The organism is Bacteroidia bacterium (assembly GCA_016218155.1).
GTDB lineage: Bacteria > Bacteroidota > Bacteroidia > Bacteroidales > GWA2-32-17 > GWA2-32-17.
In genome coordinates this window covers 24183-45774 of the sequence record JACREQ010000031.1, presented here as the reverse complement: position 1 = coordinate 45774, position 21592 = coordinate 24183, and the positions used below count along the sequence as shown (strand labels likewise).

The 21592-nt window shown below is 32.1% G+C and carries 17 protein-coding genes; 15 read left to right on the top strand and 2 right to left on the bottom strand.

The window, feature by feature from the left end:
* Window positions 1-151: 151 nt before the first annotated feature.
* Entirely contained in the window at window positions 152-1054 is a 903-nt protein-coding gene (locus HY951_04575; protein ID MBI5539310.1) for a YegS/Rv2252/BmrU family lipid kinase, read from the bottom strand.
* A 268-nt stretch (window positions 1055-1322) separates the two neighbouring features.
* Here HY951_04575 and HY951_04570 point away from each other — a divergent pair, with 268 nt between their 5' ends.
* The 9 genes from HY951_04570 (at window position 1323) to HY951_04530 (ending at window position 10603) form a co-directional block, all read left to right on the top strand.
* A complete protein-coding gene (locus tag HY951_04570) occupies window positions 1323-3203 on the top strand; it encodes a sulfatase-like hydrolase/transferase (protein ID MBI5539309.1) in 1881 nt (626 codons plus the stop codon).
* 92 nt (window positions 3204-3295) lie between these two features.
* Entirely contained in the window at window positions 3296-4237 is a 942-nt protein-coding gene (locus HY951_04565; protein MBI5539308.1) for a phosphatase PAP2 family protein, read from the top strand.
* Between the two features lie 407 nt (window positions 4238-4644).
* On the top strand, window positions 4645-5712 hold the full coding sequence (locus tag HY951_04560) for a hypothetical protein (GenBank protein MBI5539307.1): 1068 nt from the start codon (window positions 4645-4647) through the stop codon (window positions 5710-5712).
* Between the two features lie 189 nt (window positions 5713-5901).
* Window positions 5902-6960, top strand: a complete 1059-nt coding sequence (locus HY951_04555) for a hypothetical protein (protein MBI5539306.1) — start codon at window positions 5902-5904, stop codon at window positions 6958-6960.
* 102 nt (window positions 6961-7062) lie between these two features.
* Window positions 7063-7656: a hypothetical protein gene (locus HY951_04550; GenBank protein MBI5539305.1), complete on the top strand. Its 594-nt coding sequence runs from the start codon at window positions 7063-7065 to the stop codon at window positions 7654-7656.
* Between the two features lie 450 nt (window positions 7657-8106).
* Window positions 8107-8772: a hypothetical protein gene (locus tag HY951_04545; protein ID MBI5539304.1), complete on the top strand. Its 666-nt coding sequence runs from the start codon at window positions 8107-8109 to the stop codon at window positions 8770-8772.
* 428 nt (window positions 8773-9200) lie between these two features.
* Window positions 9201-9419 (top strand): acyl carrier protein, encoded by a 219-nt coding sequence (locus HY951_04540; protein ID MBI5539303.1) that lies wholly within the window; start codon window positions 9201-9203, stop codon window positions 9417-9419.
* 4 nt (window positions 9420-9423) lie between these two features.
* A complete protein-coding gene (locus HY951_04535; GenBank protein ID MBI5539302.1) occupies window positions 9424-10086 on the top strand; it encodes a hypothetical protein in 663 nt (220 codons plus the stop codon).
* A 124-nt stretch (window positions 10087-10210) separates the two neighbouring features.
* Window positions 10211-10603, top strand: coding sequence for a DUF2809 domain-containing protein (locus HY951_04530; protein ID MBI5539301.1), 393 nt, complete (start codon window positions 10211-10213; stop codon window positions 10601-10603).
* Window positions 10604-10905: 302 nt separating this feature from the next.
* Here the strand turns inward: HY951_04530 and HY951_04525 are convergent, their stop codons facing one another.
* A complete protein-coding gene (locus HY951_04525; protein MBI5539300.1) occupies window positions 10906-13839 on the bottom strand; it encodes a response regulator in 2934 nt (977 codons plus the stop codon).
* 410 nt (window positions 13840-14249) lie between these two features.
* Between HY951_04525 and HY951_04520 the strand changes: the two genes are divergently transcribed.
* From HY951_04520 to HY951_04495, 6 genes are all read left to right on the top strand, one after another.
* Window positions 14250-14387: a hypothetical protein gene (locus tag HY951_04520; GenBank protein MBI5539299.1), complete on the top strand. Its 138-nt coding sequence runs from the start codon at window positions 14250-14252 to the stop codon at window positions 14385-14387.
* A gap of 654 nt (window positions 14388-15041) precedes the next feature.
* Complete coding sequence (locus tag HY951_04515) at window positions 15042-15236, top strand: hypothetical protein (protein MBI5539298.1); 195 nt, start codon at window positions 15042-15044, stop codon at window positions 15234-15236.
* Window positions 15237-15527: 291 nt separating this feature from the next.
* Window positions 15528-15710 carry a hypothetical protein gene (locus HY951_04510; protein ID MBI5539297.1) on the top strand — a complete coding sequence of 61 codons (183 nt, stop codon included), beginning with the start codon at window positions 15528-15530 and terminating at the stop codon, window positions 15708-15710.
* A gap of 125 nt (window positions 15711-15835) precedes the next feature.
* Window positions 15836-17461 (top strand): thioredoxin domain-containing protein, encoded by a 1626-nt coding sequence (locus HY951_04505; protein MBI5539296.1) that lies wholly within the window; start codon window positions 15836-15838, stop codon window positions 17459-17461.
* Between the two features lie 17 nt (window positions 17462-17478).
* Window positions 17479-19707, top strand: a complete 2229-nt coding sequence (locus HY951_04500) for a peptidase domain-containing ABC transporter (protein ID MBI5539295.1) — start codon at window positions 17479-17481, stop codon at window positions 19705-19707.
* Between the two features lie 21 nt (window positions 19708-19728).
* Window positions 19729-21195, top strand: coding sequence for an HlyD family efflux transporter periplasmic adaptor subunit (locus tag HY951_04495; GenBank protein ID MBI5539294.1), 1467 nt, complete (start codon window positions 19729-19731; stop codon window positions 21193-21195).
* Window positions 21196-21592: the final 397 nt, after the last annotated feature.

Sequence of the window (21592 nt, the reverse complement as noted above, 5' to 3'; positions counted from 1 at the left end):
ATTTTTGACTTCGTCGAACTCGTTTCACTTCGGTTCTGCTTTTTACCCCAAGCCCTAAAGGGAGAAATCAGAAAAATCAACCCAATCCCTTTAGGGGTAGGGGTAAAATTGGGTTGATTTTTCGTGTAATAACCAATCTGTTAAAGTAAAATTAACCTATTTTAGGAAACATCACCTTTAATCCATTGTGAACAATACTAATCTTCAATTTTTTTCCCATCAAACAAGGTTCTCCGTCAAAATGGATAACACCTTCTTTCTTTCTCTTCAAAACAATTTTTTCAGCCCGCATACTGTTCATTAAAGGGCTACGATCCATTGTTTTAGCAAATAATCGAATACCAATGCTTACGCCTCTATACAATCTAAAAGGTGAAAGGATACAAATATCTAGTTTTCCATCCTGAATATCCGCCTTAGGGGAGATATATGCATTATTCCCATACTGTGAGGCATTGGCAAATGTTATTAGGAATGCGCGTGACTTAAGTTTTATGGTATTATCAATTTTCAGCTTGTACTTTTTTGCCTTATAGCTAAAAAATTCCCTTAGAGTAGTTTTGAGGTATGTAACAAAACCTCTCTCCGTAGCCTCAGCAAATTTATGTCCGATATGTGCATCGAAACCAACCCCGCATGTACAGAAAAACGGAACATCGTTAACTCTCCCATAATCAATAGCCTCATATTTGCCTGTGTTAATAAGTTCCATGGACTTCTTAAGATCAAGAGGAATCCTCAAGTGCCTGGCAAGCCCATTTCCTGATCCTATAGGAATAATGCCCAAAATCCCATTAGTATCAACCAATGCTTTGGCTATTTCATTAACAGTTCCATCGCCTCCAACTGCAATGAATCGTGAATAACCTTCAACTATTTTTTGTGAAACAATTTCTGTTGCTTCTCCCTTATATTTAGTGATATAAACTTCAGCATCATACATCGATTTATCAATTAGCTGAAGTATTTTTTTAGGTATATCTGCTTTCTTTTTCGTGCCTGAAATTGGGTTGATCAGAAAGATTATTTTCTCTTTATCATTTGTTTGCATCATATCAATTCGCTATAAAATTTATTTATTCTTGCCAAAGGTAATTTACGATGCGATAATTAAAAAACTATTTTATAAAATACAGGAAAAAATGAGTCGAATCTTCTAAATCGATTTGGTTGAGAGGAGAGAAGAAATAAATAAATATTATATATTTGCCCTTCAATTATTAACTGGTATACAACCACATATAATTAAGGGTTTTACTAAAAATTACAATTCTGGATATATGAAAAAACTACTCAACAACAGGTATGGAAGCATACTAATTATGTACTGCCTTTTTATCATCATCTCATTTATCTCTCGAACTGTACTACTAAGCATGTCGTTTCATGAGGTAAATCTTGGTATCTTCAGTCTACTTAGAGTATATGGAGTTGGGCTATTCTTTGACACAGTAGCTTTTTCATATTTTATGATACCTTTTGTACTATTTCTATTACTTATTCCAAGCAAACTATATAATTCCATTATAAATAGATGGCTAGGGCATTTTATCCTATTTATCACAATTTATATAATGCTTTTTAACGGGGTGTCCGAATACTTTTTTTGGGAAGAGTTTGGTGTGCGTTATAACTTTATTGCTGTAGATTACCTTATTTATACAACAGAAGTAATCGGAAATATTCGTGAATCGTATCCCCTACCCCTACTTCTTATCTCAATTTTTATTATTGATTCAGCCATAATGTATTTAGTGATAAAGAAGAACCTGCTTTCTCCTTCATTAAATAGCAAAGTTAAATTCAAAGGACGCCTAACAGCTGGAATAGTTCTATTAGTGTTGCCTATTCTTTCGTTTATAATTGTAGATAATACATGGGCCGAAAAAACTGAAAATAGATACAATAATGAATTATCAAAAAATGGGGTACATTCCATTTTTGCTGCTTTCATAAACAATGAACTCGACTACGAAACATTTTATATTAAGAAACCTACCGAGGAAAATTTCACAAATTTACGTTCACTTATTAAAAGTGAAAATGGCAAATTCATTAATGATAATGTAACAGACATTTCCCAACTTATTACAAATCAAGGAGAGGAAAAGAGGCACAACGTTATCTTCATTACTATTGAAAGTCTTAGTGGTGAATTTTTAGGATATATGGGCAGCAAAAAGGGAAAAATTACACCACATCTTGATTCAATCGCAAATAACTCAATACTGTTTACAAATTTTTATGCAACGGGCACACGAACAATATGGGGACTTGAAGCAGTAGCTCTTTCAGCACCACCAAAACCAGGTCAAAGTGTAATTAAGCGTCCAAATAATGGTAATATGTTCTCGCTTGGTCACCTTTTCAAAGCTCGTGGGTATGAACTTAAATTCATATATGGTGGCAATGGTTATTTTGATAATATGAACGCTTTTTATGAAAAGAATGGATACACATCAATAGATAAAGGTGATTTTGAAGATAATGAAATTAACTTCGAAAATGCTTGGGGAGTTTGCGATGAGGATTTACTATCAAAAACCATAAAGGAAGCAGATCTGTCTTTTGCATCAGGAAAACCTTTCCTTAACCTTGTAATGACAACCTCAAATCACAGGCCATTTACATATCCTAATGGGCGTATTGATATTATATCACCTGCAAATCGTCAGGGTGCAGTTAAATATACCGATTATGCTATTGGTGATTTCATTCGTAAAGTTCAAAAGAAACCATGGTTTAATAATACTATTATAGTTATAATGGCTGATCATTGCGCAGGAAGTGCTGGACAAACCGAGTTGCCTGTTCTAGAGTATCAAATACCGCTTATTATATATAATCCAACACTTTTCCCTCCACAGAAAATTGATAAATTATCGAGTCAAATTGATGTTGCTCCTACTTTGCTTAGCATGCTTAACTGGACTTATAAGAGCAAATTCTTTGGAAAAGATATTTTTAAAATGACACCAGCTGAGGAAAGAGCTTTTATTGCAAATTACCAAAAGTTAGGATTTATAAAGAATGATAAAATAGTCATTCTAAGCCCGCAGCAAAAGGTTCGCTATTATCAATTTAACAGATTAACAGGAGTTATGCTTGATATTCCTGCGGATAATGATCTTCTAAAAGATGCTGTTGGTTACTACCAATCTTCAAATTACGTTTACAAGAAAAAATTGGATAGATGGGAATAAATATTAAATACTTCTTACAAAGAATTACACTAGCCTTTGTATTTATTTTCATCATTCAAATAACAAGCAATGCCTCTGAGAAGAGGGATACTTTGGTATATAAACATAAAAGAGATACCGTTATATTAGTTAAAGCACAAGTTGTAGATATTGACTCCTCAAAATCATTACTATTCTATAAAACCCGTCCATTTGGATTTGTAGGATATGTGCCAAGAAATATTGCCGATTTTTGTAAAGTTAGTACCCGAAAAAAGAACCTTCCAAAATTAGGAATGCTAATAGGCGGTACAGCTATTCTTGTTGCTTTGGATCAAAAAATTCTTGACGCATCTCAACAATTTGGTAGATTTATACACCTTGATGCAGAAAGAAAATTTGCTAATGCCATAACTTTAAAATTGGGTGGCTTTCGAGTACCCGTCCTTGATATTCCTCAAAACTTAAATTCTGGATTCTACTTTCTGGGTGAAGGCTGGCCAAGTATACTTATTGCAGGTAGTTTTTATAGCTACGGTAGTTTTGCAAAAGATTATCGTGCGCTCCAAACCTCATCAGAACTAGCTGAAATGTTTTTAACTTTAGCTATCACCACTCAATTTATTAAAAGAGTTACAGGGCGTGAAAGTCCATTTGTTGCTTCTTCTCCAGGAGGAAAATGGAAACCTTTCCCAAATCCTAGCTACTACCAAAAGCATGTTCCATACTTTGATGCCTTCCCTTCTGGTCATTTGGCCACTGCAATGGCTACAATTACAATTATTTCGGGAAATTACCCAGAATATCGCTACGTGAAACCCATTGGTTATACATTGATGGGGGTATTAGGATATTCTATGATGAACAATGGTGTTCATTGGGTTAGCGATTATCCGTTAGCAATTGCAATTGGTTATGTTTATGGCAAAATTGCACTCTCGCATGGACAGCAAGTTATTCATAAAAAACGTTCTAACTCAATGATGAGCTCTTCTGTTACCCCAATACTGATTGGAGAAAATGGGTTTGGAATGAGCTATAGGGTTAACTTTTAGAATTCATACCAGGCTCCTGCTCGGCAAAGTTTGCTTTCAGCGAACTCGTAAAGATGCTCGGTTAGCGAAGCATAACTTCGTCGTAATTAACCAACCGGAGTGAACTCATCAAAGATAAATAGCGGTCTTAGACCGCACCAATACCAAATTAAAATTCCCCAGCAAAGCAAAAACACAAAAGGAGCAAACACTTTTGTTTTTCCCATCTCCAATTTGATATAATATAGAATATAAGTATTTCTAAAACTTCCAAAAGATAAAATCGCCTTTTGATAATTTATAATAAATCATTAAGTTTGGAAACAAGGCACACCCAAAGGTGTGTTTTAACATCCATATTTAGGTGTATAACCACACCTTTGGGATGGTTATAAATGAGTTACCTGCAAGGCTAAGAACCAGAAACGATGAAGATATTTATTTACATACTGACTTTTTTAACTCTGATTAGTTGTAAAAACGGACAGAATCCAGCGAATCAAAAAAATAATTTTGATTATTTACAAGTCCCGAAAGATTCAACAAATGAGAATAAAAAATCATTTCAATATAGTGACCAACAACTTGAAATATTTTTAGATAGTATTGGAAAATTACCTTCAAGGCCTTTAATGGAGAAAGTCTCTTGTATGACTGATTCGATTTTTAAAAATCAACAGCAACTTGATATTTCAGTAAAAGGTTCAGACTTTGAAAAACTTAAAAAGGGCTGCAATGTCGAGCACCTTGATATTAAGACAGTAAAAGCTATTTTTGGCGATATAAAAATCGACAGTGTGTATTTAAAAGACGGAATCGTTCCGTTGACCTTTGTTTCATTTGATAAAAACAAGAATGATTTTAAAGAATTTGCTGTTTGCCCGGACTACGCTGATAAAGAATGGAGTTGTGAAATGTATTTCTTTTCTGGCAATAAGATTATTGCGAAGCATAACATCTATCATCGATATGGACTTGAATTAAAGCATTACAAAGATATTGATGGTAGGACCGTTATTTATTATAAGGAAAACTATCAAAGCGGTTCAGGGATTTGGTGGTTTAACTTTTACTTTTACAAATATTACAACAATAAACTCATTCCAATATTGAATGAACTTGAAAATGGCAATCTACAATTTCCTTGGAGTATTCGTATTTTATGGCTTGAATCTACAATTCAAAAAACAAATCCTTTGACTTTGAAAATGGTTTATTACCAAGCATATTCAGATTCAGCAGAAAGTCCAAAATATATAAACGATTCGACAATTGTTCAATACACATGGGACGAGAAAACTAAGACATTAGTAGGTAATTATGAAAAATCAAAAATTAGTAAAGCTCAAATAATGACCTACTACCTTGAGGACAATGAATTGCTTTTTATAAATGCTTACAACCATTTATTAAAAAACAACTTAAAGGATAGCAGATTTCGGAAATCAACATTGCACTATTTGAATGAAGTGATAAATCATTACGAAAACAAATGAAAGAAAAAAAGCCCAGCAGGTAACAGCAAGTATAAAAAATAGCGGTTTCACAGGATTAGCAAGCGTTTCAGCCCGTATAAAGTTTTGTTACGTGTGATACAGTTGTAATATCGCAATCCGCTACTTTTCATACTTGCGGACGTTGGCGTTAATTATAACGAACAAAACTGTTAAAATGACAATTATAAAATGAGATATAAATTACTAATAGTTTTCTTGATTAACACATTGATTAGTTATAGTCAAGAATTTGTTGTAGAAAAGGTTCAATTGATAGAAACTGTTGATAATAAATACGTATCTGAAATCCCAAGATTAAAGGATAAATTAGATGATAGTAATCCTGTTGTAGATAGGATTAATTTCCAGATTCTTGACCGTTTTATGATTAATAGTTATGTGCAAAGTGAATTAGAAGAGTTTAGATGGTACGAAGTTGGTTGTTCTTCCGAGATTAAAGAGAATATTCTTTACATATCATTTGCAGGAGAATATTATGGGGCTTATCCAAATTACGTTGCTGATGAATTATTTTTTGATTTAAAATCTGGAGAGTCTTTAAAATTAAGTGTAATTCCTTTTCAGGCATTATTTACATTATCGGGGTATTTGAATTTTCTCAATAAATATTGGCTTGAAGGAGTGAAAAAAGAATTTGTAACCGCAATCGAATGTGCAGAAATTGAACCTTATTGCAGTTACTACGACATTAATAATTATGATATTGACAGCAACATGTTTTCTATTTCTCTTACAGATGACTGTTATCCTCATGTGGCTCAAGGATGTTCACCTATATATAGTAAATCCATAGAACTTGATTCAATTAAGCAATACTTAAACAATATCGGGAAATATATTCTATTAGAGAGCAAATATATGACCATGACCCCAATTCAAAAATTTTTAGAGAATGAGAAATTAAAAGAAAAAGTTCCCAACAACGTGTTTTTGTTCGGAAAAATTGATGACAGATACCCGTTTAGCATGGCAATTAACATTGATAAAAAAGAACAAATTTTAGGACTCTATTATTACGATTCAAAACTTCAAAAAATCAACTTAAAAGGACAAAGTAATGATAATACAATGTTTTTGACCGAGTCAGTTAACAATAATCAAACTGGATTCTTTGAATTTGATATTAATATTGATAACTATCCGATAGAAGGGAAATGGCTAAATTTCGAAAAATCTAAAAGTCTTAATATAAAATTCACTAAAATAATGTCATGTAAAAATAACTAACGCCAATCGAGTAGGCAGCCGATAGGCTTTTAGCCTATCGGGAGCTCGCCAAACACAACAAATACGCGAAACATTTTAGGCAACCCTTTAAGATGAATTGATATGGATAGTAATAAAATAACTTTAGTTGGAATAATTCTGACATTTTTAGTTAGTACAGTAAGTCTTTTAATCACGCTTTTTTACGCTCGTAAAACAACATTCATTAATGCAGTTACAAGTTCACGATTTAAATACATACAAGATTTTAGAATTAGTGTGTCAGATTATTTGGGTCTTATTAAAATATATCAAAAATTGAAAAATGAACCCAATTGTAATGATAAAAAAATTGAAACTTTGAAATTACTTGAAACATCGAGGTTTCAGATACTATTATTTCTTAATCCCGAGAACAAGATTTGGGATGAATACATTATTAATGAAATTAAAGAATTGCACAAAGAATTAGTGTTGAACTCTCAAAGTACTAAAAGTCTCTCTGAGTTAGAAGAAATAATTGATAAATTTGTTATTTCTACACAGTACCTTTTGAAACTTGAGTGGGAAGGTGCAAAGTTAGAATCCAAAAAAGGGATTATTAATGAACGAGAACAATCAAAACTTAATAAAAAGACTAGAAAAAAATTAGATAAATATTTAGATGGAGAAAGAGAAAAAAAAGAAAAAAAAATACTCCCACTCGTCGAAGTATAGCGAAGCGTAACTTCGTCGTAATTAACCGAACGAATCCCGAAGGGATCGACGAAGTCAACTGAACTCATTGAGGATAAATAGAGGTCTTAAACCGCACCAATACCAAATTAAAATTCCCCAGCAAAACAAAAACAAAAAAGGAGCAGATGCTTTTGTTTTTCATATCTCCAATTTGATATAATATAGAATATGATTGTTTTTAAACTCCAAAAGATAAAATCGCCTTTTGATAATTTATAATAAATCACTAAGTTTGATAAAGATTACTAGAAGGTACACAATACATTCCAATATGGGGATATATATGTAGTTTTGGTACATGTATAATAAGTTGGCAGTAATACAACAGAAACCCTAACAATAACAAATAAAATTTAAAATATGAGGTCGGTAACAACATTTGACATTCCATCAACAGCAGGTACATCCTTTCCGACAGATCAAGAATTTTTGGTTAGAATTACTTCATTAGGACTTGCAGATACAACTAAAACAATTGATGACTATAAAAAAATCGCAGACACAGAAAATAGTTCAGGGCTGTGTGTTTGGGATTTAATGCCAGAAGTTGCAAAAGAAGAAAAAAAATTTTTGATTTTTTGTGGAGATATACCAAGTTCACAGACTAAAATTATTATTACAAGGCAAATTCCAGCCGAAGCAAAAATAAGATTAATAAATCCCAAATTGGATAAACTTCAACAAGCGACAGAGGACATTGTTAAAAAACTAACAAAATCAATCTTGACTGAAGCTCCTTTGAAAGTTGTAAATAATGAAGTTGAAATTTTGGAACACAAAGAAACATATCAAATTATTGAAGGACGAGTAATAAATAGTGCTTTCAAAGAAGCAATTAAAGAAAATGGAAAACACTTTTATATTTCTGAAACCGCACTTGCAATTTTAATTTTAACAGGGATTTGGTTATTAATTATGTCAAGACAAGGATACAACAGCTTCCCAGTATTATTTCCTTTAATTGAAAGGATTTTTACAGTAGCTATGACAACATTTATTGTAAGTGGTTTTGACTTTTGGCATACATATAAAAACATTTCACAAGCTAAAACAATTGCTTGGACAGTGTCAACAGAACGACAAAAGAAGAAATAAGTTAGCTGACAATAATGTACTACTGCCAACAGCCCCCGCTCGGCATTCTAAGACATATGCAAGTAAAATAGAATAATTATTTTTGTATTGCCAAATAACAACCCGCACTAATACCAATTAAAAATCATAAATTTACTAGCAATAGCAGAATAAATATATGCAATAAAACAGAAGATTAAATTGCATGGGAAACATATTAAGAGTTTTATGCAGTACAAAACGGCAATTTAAAATAATGAGGTTAGGGTTAAGAGTTTAATTTTGGTGAGAGGGGGATAATTTTAATTTTTGAAAATTTGCATCAATTGATAAAATACAAAACTAACTTTATCTAATTATTTGCAAATATTCAATTACTTGATTTTACTTAAAAAAGATTGAACTAATTCAATTAAATGTTTTATAAGAAATTATTTATATTATTTAAAATGAAGACAGAATACATTGTGAAAACAATATTACGTGAGATACTTGAGATAGAAGATATTGAACCTGACATTAATCTATATGATTATGGAATGGCTTCTATTGAAATTATTCGTTTAATTGTAAGAATTGAAAAAGAAACTGGTGTTAGGCTGAATTTAATTGATACTTTTAAAAGTCCGACTTTAAAGAGTATTTGTGAGTTTATTGACAAAACTTAAATTTATGGAACTGTACTCAAAAATATTATTACTCGTCTTAAGCTCTTTAATTGGTGCTGGATTAGGATTTATTGCACAATCATACTTCAATAAACTAAGATTCCGTCAAAGTACTACTGAATCGATTGTGAAACGCTATTTAGATGCTAGGGATGAATTATGTACCTTAGTTGCCGAATGTGCTGTAAATGCTAATTCTCAAGATTCAGAATGGTTGAATCGTACACTTAATTCAATTTCATTATCATATTATAAGTTTTTTGACTATATGCCTAAATTGGTAATAAAAGAAATGATATGTTTACAAGCCTGTTTAAAAGGTGCAGGTAAAATACTTTATAAGTTAGAGGGTGAGAATCTTTGTCCAATTGAGTCGAATGATTTGGAAAATTTTTGTCGAAATATTGCAACTTTGGAAAATATAGCATATGCGCTATATTTTAATCTACATAATGGGTCAGAGGAAAAATTATGTAATCATAGAATTGAATATCAAGCCCGACAGGCATTAATGAATATTAACAAACATTTTACTGAAAAAAATTTAACTTCATTATCGTTGTTCAGACCAAAGGGTCATAAAACAAGACATATGTATTACTCCCCGCTCGGCATTCTAAGACACATGCAAGTAAAATGGAATAATTATTTTTGTATTGCCAAATAACGACTGGTGGAGCAAAACTCCCAATCACAACAAATAAACAAAACGTTAGCGTATTATAATAGAAGAAATATAACTTTCAAAGTAATTGATAGAAGAGCAATTTAACAAGCATTAATATAACAGTATGAAGAACAAAAAAAGCACTTATATAATTGTTGCAATTTCCATATTCGTTGGACTATTACATTTCGTTATTGGGCCTGATTATCAAGGAATTTTCAAGCATTTTATTCGTGGGTATTTAATTGATATTCTGCTACCTATGAATCTATACTTATTGATGCAAATATCACTAAGAAAGAGCATATCAGTAAATAAAGCCCGAATCATAGGTGCAATATTCACTGTTACTTTTGGAACAATAGTAGAAATATTACAACTTTATAAAATTGAATTTCTTGGCAGCACATATGACCCCTGGGATATTCTTATGTATACAATTGGAGTTGGATTGGGTATTGCAATTGATTTAACAATAATTGACAAGTTTGAAAAGCAAGTACAGAAAAACGAATAATTACAAACCCCGTTCAGCGAAGCGTAACTTAGTTGTAACTAACCAAATGAAGGTAAATAGCAATCTCTGCCAGCCAAAGAGTTCCGAACTTTTTAAAAGTTCGGAACTCTTATTATAAAGCAGTTGGTAATTAAATAAACGAATAGAAATATCCTCGCTTTGCAATGCCTTTGATCAATATCGCAATTTGCGATATATTATATAATATCTATATCTGCTTTAATACCTATAAGCAAAACACATTCATCAAACTAGCTAGTCCCTATCTTTAAAGTAGCATTATTTAGATTTAAGAACAAGGATCAACGATTTATGATTGTCTTTGTTATATACTCCGATGGGCTTACCCCGAATTGCTCCTTAAAACTTCGGGAGAAGTAGGATAGGTTGGAAAATCCTGTTTGGTAAGCAATTTCAGTCAGGTTGCCCGATTTCATTAGTAGCAAAGAAGCTGCTCGTTTTAACCTTATGCAACGCATAAATTCTGTAAAGGATTGATTGGTTAACGCTTTGAGTTTTCTATACACATTGGTTTTACTCATTCCTATTTCATCGCAAAAATCATTCACGGAAAACTCGGCATCTGCCAAATGATTTTCAATAATTTGAAGTGCTTTTGTTAAAAATTGTTCGTCTAATGATGTTGCTGTTACTTCCGAAGGGTTTACCGTGATAGATTTCTGAAACTTATCCCTTAACTTTTGTCGATTTGCTATTGTATTTCTAATCCTCAACAGCAATTCTGCCTTATTAAAGGGCTTAACTACATAATCATCGGCAGCAGCTTCAAGACCTTCAATTTTACTCTCCTCCGAGGCTTTTGCGGTAAGAATAATTACAGGGATATGACTTGTTTGCTGATTGTTTTTAATCAGCTTTGTCATTTCATACCCATTCATTTCGGGCATCATAATATCAGTAATTATAAGGTCTGGCGATACCTCCATTGCTTTATCAAATCCTTCCCTACCATTTACAGCTACTATAATTTGATAATCCTGCGCTAACGATTTTGATATGTAATCTCTCATATCATCATTATCCTCAACAACAAGAATTGTTGTCTCCCCTTTAATTATTCTAGTTTCGGCCTCGCCACCTAAATCGAATTCATGAAGTTTTGGAAATCTATCTATCACATCAATTTCATGATCTTCATCGGACAATATTTCTGCCGATGGCAAAAGATGTTTATTCACTGCTAAAGTTATTGTAAACTGAGCCCCTTTCCCTGCCTCGCTCTTCACTGTAATTTTACCTCCATGTAATTCAACCAACTCCTTTGCTAAGGCTAATCCTATACCACTGCCTTCAATTTTCCGATTTATTGTGACACTGGATTGATAAAAGGGTTCAAATATATTCTTTAGCTCATGCGATTCTATGCCTATTCCATTATCTTTTATCATGATTTCAACATAATCGTTGCTCTCACCAATTATGGACAGAGAAACCTCCACAAAACCTCCTTTATTGGTATGTTTTAATGCGTTCGAAATGATATTAAAAACAATTGTCCCTACTTTATCTCTATCAAACCAAACAAGCAAAGGCAAAGGGTTTGAATTATAGGTAAGTGAAATGGATAGATCTTTTGCACGCCCAGAAAATGAATCAATTAGTATATTTAAAAATGTATTTATATCATAAAAGGAAAGTTGTAGATTAAGACTTGCCTTTTGAAGTTTAGATAAATCAAGCAACTGATTAATAAGATTTAATAGGCTATTTGCATGTTTTAGCATTAGGCGAATATCATTTTGCGCTTCCTTGTTGTTGGATTCCTCCAACATGGATGTTAACGGTCCAATTATAAGTGATAATGGTGTTCGGAATTCATGCGATATGTTGGTAAAGAATCGGGATTTCATATCGTCCAATTCCAGTAAACTTTCATTCTGCTTTCCAAGCATATCGTTCATTGTCATAATTTCCTGCTGCTGTTGCTCAATCTCTCTATTCTTATTTTCCAACATACCAACCAGCTTGTGTTTTAATCGGAAACGAGTGTATAAAACAAATGCCATAACTATGAATAGCACCGTTGACAATAGGATAAGTAAAATAACAATCCTCTGTTTAGATAATTGGAGCGATTTATATTGATTCTCCCTATTAAGCAATTCTATCTCCTCATTCTTCTTGTTCATCTCAAATGAGATCTGCAATTCATAAAGTCGTTGGTTCGATTTATCGCTATTTATAGAATCACTTGCAATTTTAAAAAACTTATAATACTTATAGGCAGATCTTATATCATCTTTTTTTTCGTATGCTAATGATAAAATTTTATAATAATTATACTTTAAATCTAATGATATAGTAGGTTGCAAATTCTTTTCAAGCAAAATTATCGCTGAATCCGGCTGATTCATACTAATAAATAATTTGGCCATACTCAAGCATGAATTAATATTAAAATATTTGCCATCAGCCTTTTTTACAACATCAAACGATAATTTATAGTACTGCTTAGCTTTACCATAATTATCAGCACTTTCATAAATATCACCTATACTATTATATACATTAATAAGTAAATCTGGATAATTCCTTTGCTTTAACGTATCAATCAAACTTTCGAAGTAATGTAATGCAGTTTTCTCATCACCCATTGCTACATAATTGTTTGCAATCCTAACATATATACAATAATATTCATAGTTTTTATCTGAATATAAATTTAACGCCTCTTTAAAGTATTCTAGAGCCGTTTTATACTGATTTTGATTATTGTAGATGCTTCCTATACTAGTATAACAAGCACTCATTCCTTCTTTGTAGTTTAACGATTGATAAATCTTGTAAGCGGCTAAATAACACAGCATCGCTTTTTTCGAATTAAAATTTGCTACATAGAAACGTCCCATGTTAAAATTGACCATAGCAATTCCCGATAAATCTTTTAACTCCGTATAGAGTTTTAGGGATTTATTAAAGTTTTCAAGTTTCTCTGAGGGTGTGCCCTTTATTAAAAACCCATTAATCAAATAGTAATAAGCATATCCTTTCTTGAAGGGATTTTTTTCTAGTAATCCTTTGGCTTTATGGGTGTATTCCTGAGATTTGGTTTCATCATCATATAAATAAATATCAGCCAGTTTTAGTAGAATAATAGTTTTTGAAGTATCGCTTGTAGCATTATTCAAATCCTCTTTAAGTGAATCTACGGTAATCTGTGAAAATACGCTAAAAGTAATTAATACTAAAAGTGAAGATGTAATAACTTTTTTCATAGCTACTATAACATTACAAAATTATCTATGATATTCTAATTCATTGACCTACAAATATATCTATTTAATGGAATAATGGTACAAAAAAAAGGAACATCTGTTAAAATCCGATTAAGAGAAATTGATTACATTTCGAAATAGTCAAATGTTTAGTTTCTTACAAATGCAGCAACAAAATAAAATCAAAATAATTGCATATCATATAAAACTGCATTCACATTCTAACTGGATTAAATTTTCAATCATATTTGCATTGTTAATAAATAGATAACCTATTCTAGTATAAGTTTCTTTAACTCATTTTGGAAACTTATTACTTATTAATAAACTAATTTTTTATAAGCATGAAAAAACTTAAAGATTTTACGAACGAGCACTTGGATGTATCACAGCTAATGAATGCTAAAGAAATGAGCAAAATTTATATTGGTGAATACACTAGTAATACCAATGAAGGTGAATGTATTAATGATGCGGTTGTAAAACTTTGTAAAGACGGAATATGCAAGGGAGGCTCTTGTCAGGGTAATATTAATTTGATTCTATAAAGGAAATCGCAATAATAGTATAAAACAGTATTTGCAAATACAACACTGATGGATGGAAAAGTGAAACTGGAGCGAATCCCGCAGGGATCGACAAAGTCAACCAGAACTCGGCGTAGCCAATATTAGACAATAAAGGTTACGCTCTTGTTCATTTTTTCTATTTTTAATCATTCCGGGATTAATTTCATCAAACTCGCAAACTCGATTCCATCGTTTCGGACAAAATAATTTGATTGATATTCAGATTAATACGCCGTTTACTGCATTGAACAGTCATTAATTAGAATTGTTTCTCTCCGCATAAATTAACTACCAGTCACCTATTTCATAGTACTAGTTTCGCAGCATTGCTTGCAATCGTTTCTTAACAGATAATAAACGAACCTAGCAATTCTGTATAAAATAAACTCATAGTTGATATCCTGAATAGCAAAAATGTTAGTAACATTTTTATCCATTACAAATATTACCGAAAAAAATATCTATAATACTGATTTATAATGATATAATAAATGGAACAATAGTACAAGCATTTGGAATAACTGTTAAAGTCTGAAAAATCAATTTTGAATAAAATTGGAAATGTTTGCAAACAAATTGGCGAATTCCGAAAAGCCTTAATAGAGTAGGAAAAAATAATTAAAATCTAAAATCATGAAAAAGTTAGAGAAAAATGAAATGAAATTAGTAAAAGGTGGACAAAGAGCGGATGAATTTAAACAAGGTTGTTGGGACAATGGCGATGGAACAAGCTCCTGCAATATAGTTTATGGTGATGGTAAAAATTGTCATGGAGTGTATACTTATGGTGGAGCTACAATAAGCCTTGAGTGCTGGTATAATAATTAGAGAGCATTCATCAAAAAAATGTCAATTCTTAAAAAACCTTTCTTTTTTGTTATTGTGTGATACTATTATCCAGCTTTAAATATGAGTTCTTAAGATGATTTAAAAACTTTTTCCTAATAATAAATCTTTTAAGAATAACCAATATTTACAAATTATAGGGCTGCATAATTATATGACTTAAATAAAACCTTAATTGGAGCTAAGTTATAAAATAGTTCATTCTCACAAAAACAATAGGCGGATTCCGAAAAGCCTTAATAGAGTAGGGAAAAATTAACAAAATCTAAAATCATGAAAAAGTTAGAAAAAAGTGAAATGAAAAGTATTAATGGAGGAATGGAAGGGGGATTTACTCAGGAATGCTGGGATAATTTCAACGGAACAAGTTCCTGCTCAATCAAGTATGACAATGGTTATTGGTGTGTGGGAACTTATACCTATGGTGGAGCTACACGATTTCTTCATTGTGAATAGTTAATTAATGTACTATTATACTAGGAGGGCTTATTCTTCAAAGCCTTCCTAGTTTTGAATCTCTTTGCTGAATATTTATCAAAAAATGAAAATGTCGTTATAATTCTTTTAGACTTATAAGTACAATGAAGGATATTAAAGAAAGTATACGTAAATCGTTACAGTTATTGGATATTCCATACACAAAAAATTATATCAATAGTTTTTTGGATAATCACACAGATGCCCACTCCATGCTATGCCTAAGCGATTTGTACGATTCATATAAAGTGGAAAATACTGGAGGAGAATTTGAAAACAAAACTGAAATAATTAATTACCCTGGTGCACATATCAGTCAACTGGCAGATAAAGATATAGTATATTTTGTTGTTGTTGAAACTATAAAAGAAAACACAATTACATATTACAATAAAGGCAAAAAAATTGTTGAGTCGCTAGAAGATTACCTCAAAAAATGGCAAGGATTTGTTCTGTTCTTTACAAAAAACGAAGATTCAGCAGAGCCCAATTATAATGATAATTTAAAGGAGACAAGATTAAATAATTTCAAAATATTATTATTTATAATTTCAATATCAATTTTATTCGTCGCTTCTATATATGCCTGCATACCCATCATTTTGCCCGTACCATTTATGGGTCTAATTTTTCTAAAACTAATAGGCATCGCTGTTTCAATATTATTAATAAGCTACACATACAACAGCGATAATCTATTTATAAAAGAGATTTGTAACGTTGGCAAAAAAACAAATTGCGGGAACATTCTCAAAAGCAAAGCAGCAAAAGTTTTTTCATTCTTAAGTTGGTCCGAAGTTGGTCTATTCTATTTTGCCACAACACTACTAACCATAATAATATCGGAAACACATCAGCAAATTCAAGGATACTATCTAATAGTTGGAATAAATATACTTGCCCTTCCCTACACAGTTTATTCGGTATACTATCAAAAAAAGGTGGCAAAATCATGGTGTGTGATGTGTCTTAGCATACAAGCCCTATTATTGTTAGAGTTTGTAGTTGGGTTATCCGCTTGGTCATCCTTTTCATTACAAAACATTACAATACCCCTTATAACAATCTCACTTTCGAGTCTATTTATAATCACTACCTGGTATTTAATAAAACCTTTGTTAGAAGCAAATTCAGAACTTGCGGTTACAAAAAAAGATCTACGAAAATTCAAACAAAATATATCCTTGTTTCATTACACCCTCAGTAATCAACCTAAAGTCACCTACCCAAAACAAGCTGAAGTACTTCGTTTTGGAAGCATAAATCCAAAAATACATTTTACAATTTTCACAAGCCCGGTATGTGCATATTGCAGTAAGACACACACCGTCATTAATAAATTACTCGACAATTACCCAAACGACGTTGCCTTGACTGAAATTTTTGCTGTTAGTAACGACGAAAGAGATGAAAGAGTAAAATTAGCGGCTCATATGCTTCAACTAAACAAAAAGATAGAAAAAGCGGATGCACACCGTGCCATAAATGATTGGCATGCCGATGAAAATAGAAAAATGGAAAAATGGATGGCTAAATATCCTGTAATAGGTGATGCAATTGCCGAAAATCGAGAAATAATTGGATTGCATAATTCAATTGCCAAATCGCTAGGCATCACACACACACCAATTATTGTTATGAATGGTAAATTATTACCTGATTTATATAGGGTTGAAGATTTGGAAAAAATAATTCCAACATTTTTAGCCACATTAGAGCATACTAATTAAGAATATTAGAATCCATTATAATGTTAAAATTTCCACATTTCAGACAATTAGATTCGATGGATTGCGGTCCAACTTGCATTCGCATGATTAGCAAGTACTATGGTAAAAACTACAATCTACAATCGTTAAGGGATAAATCGCAAATAGGTAAGGATGGCGTAAACATGCTTGGCATTAGTGAGGCAGCCGAATTAATTGGCTTCAACACTATTGGAGCAAAAATGGAATATAAAGAATTAATAGAGGGTGCTTCCAAACCCTGTGTTTTACATTGGAATAAGAATCATTTTGTTGTACTGCCTCCTCAAAAAAAGCATTGGTTTAAATCAAATAAAAATATTACCATCGCGGATCCTGGCTTAAATGGGCTAATTGAGGTTGATGAAGAGACATTTAAAAAGAATTGGATTTCAGTTAAGGATGATAGTAAGGATTATGGCATTGTTCTTTTAATAGAGCCAACGCCAAAGTTCTATGAGGAAAGTGGTGAGACCGAAACGGGAACTAATTTCAGTAGAATCTCAAAATATTTTTTACGCTATAAATTCATTATTGCTCAAGTATTTTTAGCGGTAATGGTTACCAGCTTATTCCAGCTAATCCTCCCATTTCTTACCCAAAATGTTGTTGATATTGGAATAAACTCAAACGATATTGGTTTTATCTACCTAATGCTAATTGGGCAGTTGGCTATTTACTTCGGACGTTTCTTTGTAGATTTTATTCGCAGCCGCCTACTGCTTTACATAAGCACAAGGGTTAATATATCTGTACTTTCAGACTTTTGGATCAAAATGATGGGGCTACCCATCTCCTATTTCGATCAAAAGCAAACTGGGGATATAATGCAACGAATCCAAGATCAAAATAGGATTCAGCAATTCATGGCAAAGGTTGCTGTAGGAAGTATATTCGGTATAATAACCCTTCTTGTGTATTCAATTGTTTTATTATACTATGACTATTCAATCTTTCTTTTCTTTCTAGCTGGAAGTATACTCTACATACTTTGGATAACCCTGTTCTTAAAATATCGAAGAAAACTGGACTACCAAAAGTTCTCCGTTGCATCACGTGAGAATACAATTACAATGCAGCTGGTTCAGGGCATGCAAGATATTAAATTAAACAATTGCGAAACCCAGAAACGCTGGGAATGGGAGAATCTGCAAACACGATTATTCCATTTAACATTTAAAGGGATGAATATCGGGCAGATACAACAACTTGGCGCCCTATTTATCAATCAAACTAAGGATGTTCTTATCACACTTATTGTTGCAAAAGGAGTACTACAAGGACAATTCACGCTTGGAACCATGCTTGCCATTCAATATATCATTGGGCAACTCTCAGGGCCTGTAGAGCAGCTAATTGAGTTTATTCAAAGCGGTCAGGAAGCTAAAATCAGCTTAGAACGATTGAACGAAGTTATGTCGTTAAAGGATGAGGAGCAAACTGAGGATAAACTTCTAAAAGTGATTCCGAAAAACAATTCAATTACTTTTAAGAATGTACAATTCACATACAATGGAGCAGGAAATGAACCTGCTTTATCCAATATAAACCTTGTAATTCCTTGCAATAAAACCACGGCAATAGTTGGTACGAGTGGAAGTGGCAAAACAACGCTTATAAAACTTCTCCTAAAATTCTATTCCCCCGATAAAGGTGAAATAGTAATTGGTGATACAAATGGAAGCTCGATAAAACTCAAGGACATAAGCCACAAATACTGGAGGAAGAATGTAGGTGTAGTGATGCAGGATGGTTTTATATTTAATGATACCATTGCTAAAAATATCGCAGTTAGCGATGATCTTCCCGATATGGAAAAACTAGTACTAGCTTGCAAAACAGCAAACATACTGGATTTTATCGAAAGTCTCCCACTCGGATTTAGCACAAAAATTGGAACGGAAGGTAATGGTATAAGCACAGGACAAAAGCAACGAATTATTATTGCTCGTGCCATTTATAGAGACCCAGCATTTCTATTCTTTGATGAGGCTACAAATGCATTAGATGCAAACAATGAGAAGGTAATTGTAGAAAATCTAAGTACCTTTTTCAAAAACCGAACTGTAATTGTTGTTGCTCATAGGTTGAGTACGGTTAGAAATGCAGATAATATAATTGTACTTGAAGACTCTAAACTTGTAGAACAAGGCACACATAATGAATTAGTTGCATTGAATGGAAAATATTTTAATTTAGTAAGAAATCAATTAGAACTAGGAGCCTAATCATTTCAAAACAAAGCTAATATGGCCGAAAATACTACTCAACAATTTATGCCCCCGAATATGGAGGCGATGCTGAAGCAATTTCAAAAGGAGATTGAAAATAAGGGTATAAAGAAAATCGAAAATGAAGAGTTGGAAACAGCGGCTAGCATTAATTTTCTTGAAGAGATAAATCGGCTAAAATCTGAAAAAATAAATAGTACTTCCGAACCTGATGAACTCCAAATAAGGAGCGATTCTTATACTGATTTTATATGTATTCGACCTCGCTTCTTTGAAAAATGGGGAATTGCCATTATTGCTTTTATAATTGCTTTGGGATTACTGGCTTGTTGTTTTATAAAATACCCAGAAATTGTTAAAGGGAATATCAAAGTTCAATCCGAGAATGCCCCAAAGGCATTATTACCAAACATTAGTGGAAAGATTACAACTATAATCAGAAAGAATAACGATATATTAATGAAAGGTGATAATATTATTTATCTGGAAAGTACAGCAAATCACAATGAAGTTTTATCCGCATATAAAGAAATAGAACAGTTTACAATTAATATAGACCGAATTGCTGAATTAGATTTTTCAATATTCGATGGCCACATCTTTCAATACGGAGAATTACAAACCCAAATTCAAACTTTCAAACAAAGTTACCTTAATTACAAAGACAATTTGAATAGTGGAATTTTTGAAAAAAAACGAAGTATAATTCAAAATGACATTCGCATTTTGGAACAACAAATAGATAACATCAACAGCCAGAGAAAGGGGGCCGAAGAGGAATTAAAATTCTATGAGGAAAAGTCAAAAACAAATGAAATTCTTTATAAATCAGGAGTGATTTCACGTGATGATTACAATACAACACAAGCCAACTTTATTGCAAGGAAAAATACTCTAATGCAATTTACATCAACAAAGTTGAGCTACGAGACCCAAACCAATCAAAAGAAACGAGAACTAATAGAACTTGAACAACAAGCTAAAAACCAACAATCGCTTTTCATCGAATCGCTGAACACGCTTAAAAGCCAATTTGATGAATGGATAAATAAGTACATTATCAAAGCCCCCATTAATGGCACGTTAGTTTACACCACGTTTATTCAGGAGAATCAACTTTTACAGGCTGGTAAATCTTTTGGAATGATTAGCCCGGATAACAACGAAAATTATGTTGAGATGTACATCTCACAGCAAATATTCCCAAAAGTAAAACTAAATCAGGATGTGGTTTTAAAATTCCCAGCCTATCCAATTCAGGACTATGGTTATATTAAAGGAAAGATAAATTATATATCACCTCAACTGAACGACAGCTGTTTCTTGGTTAAAGTAAATTGCAACACAGAATTTATAACAAGTCATAAAGTAAAGGTTAACATAAAGCACGGAATGACTGGTGTTGGGGAAATAATTGTTAAGGATAAAACCATAATGGGAAGAATGGTTTCAAAATTGACGGAAAAATTTAATATGTATCGTTAATTTATGAACCATTATATGCCATTCTAAAAACTGAAAAGCAGAATACCTAGGACATATTAAACAACTACCTTTATTAATAATTCCATACCTAAGTCAATAACGACAGTTAGAAAGAATGAACATTACTTTGTGTAGTGTCTGTTTTTTATTAAAAAAATTATACTATTATTTTTTTCAATCAAACATTTTGTTTACCTTTATTTTAAATGATGTTAAATAATTTTTACATCATTTAAAAATGACTGTTTTTTAGTGAATTATTATGACTATTTTTTTCACATAACAAGATGATTGGTAAAAACTAATCAACCATTAGATAATATTCAAAAAAAACAAAAAAATAGAGTATTCATCGGTTTTACTCAAGGCTCTCCTGAACCTTAATACAGGAAGCCCC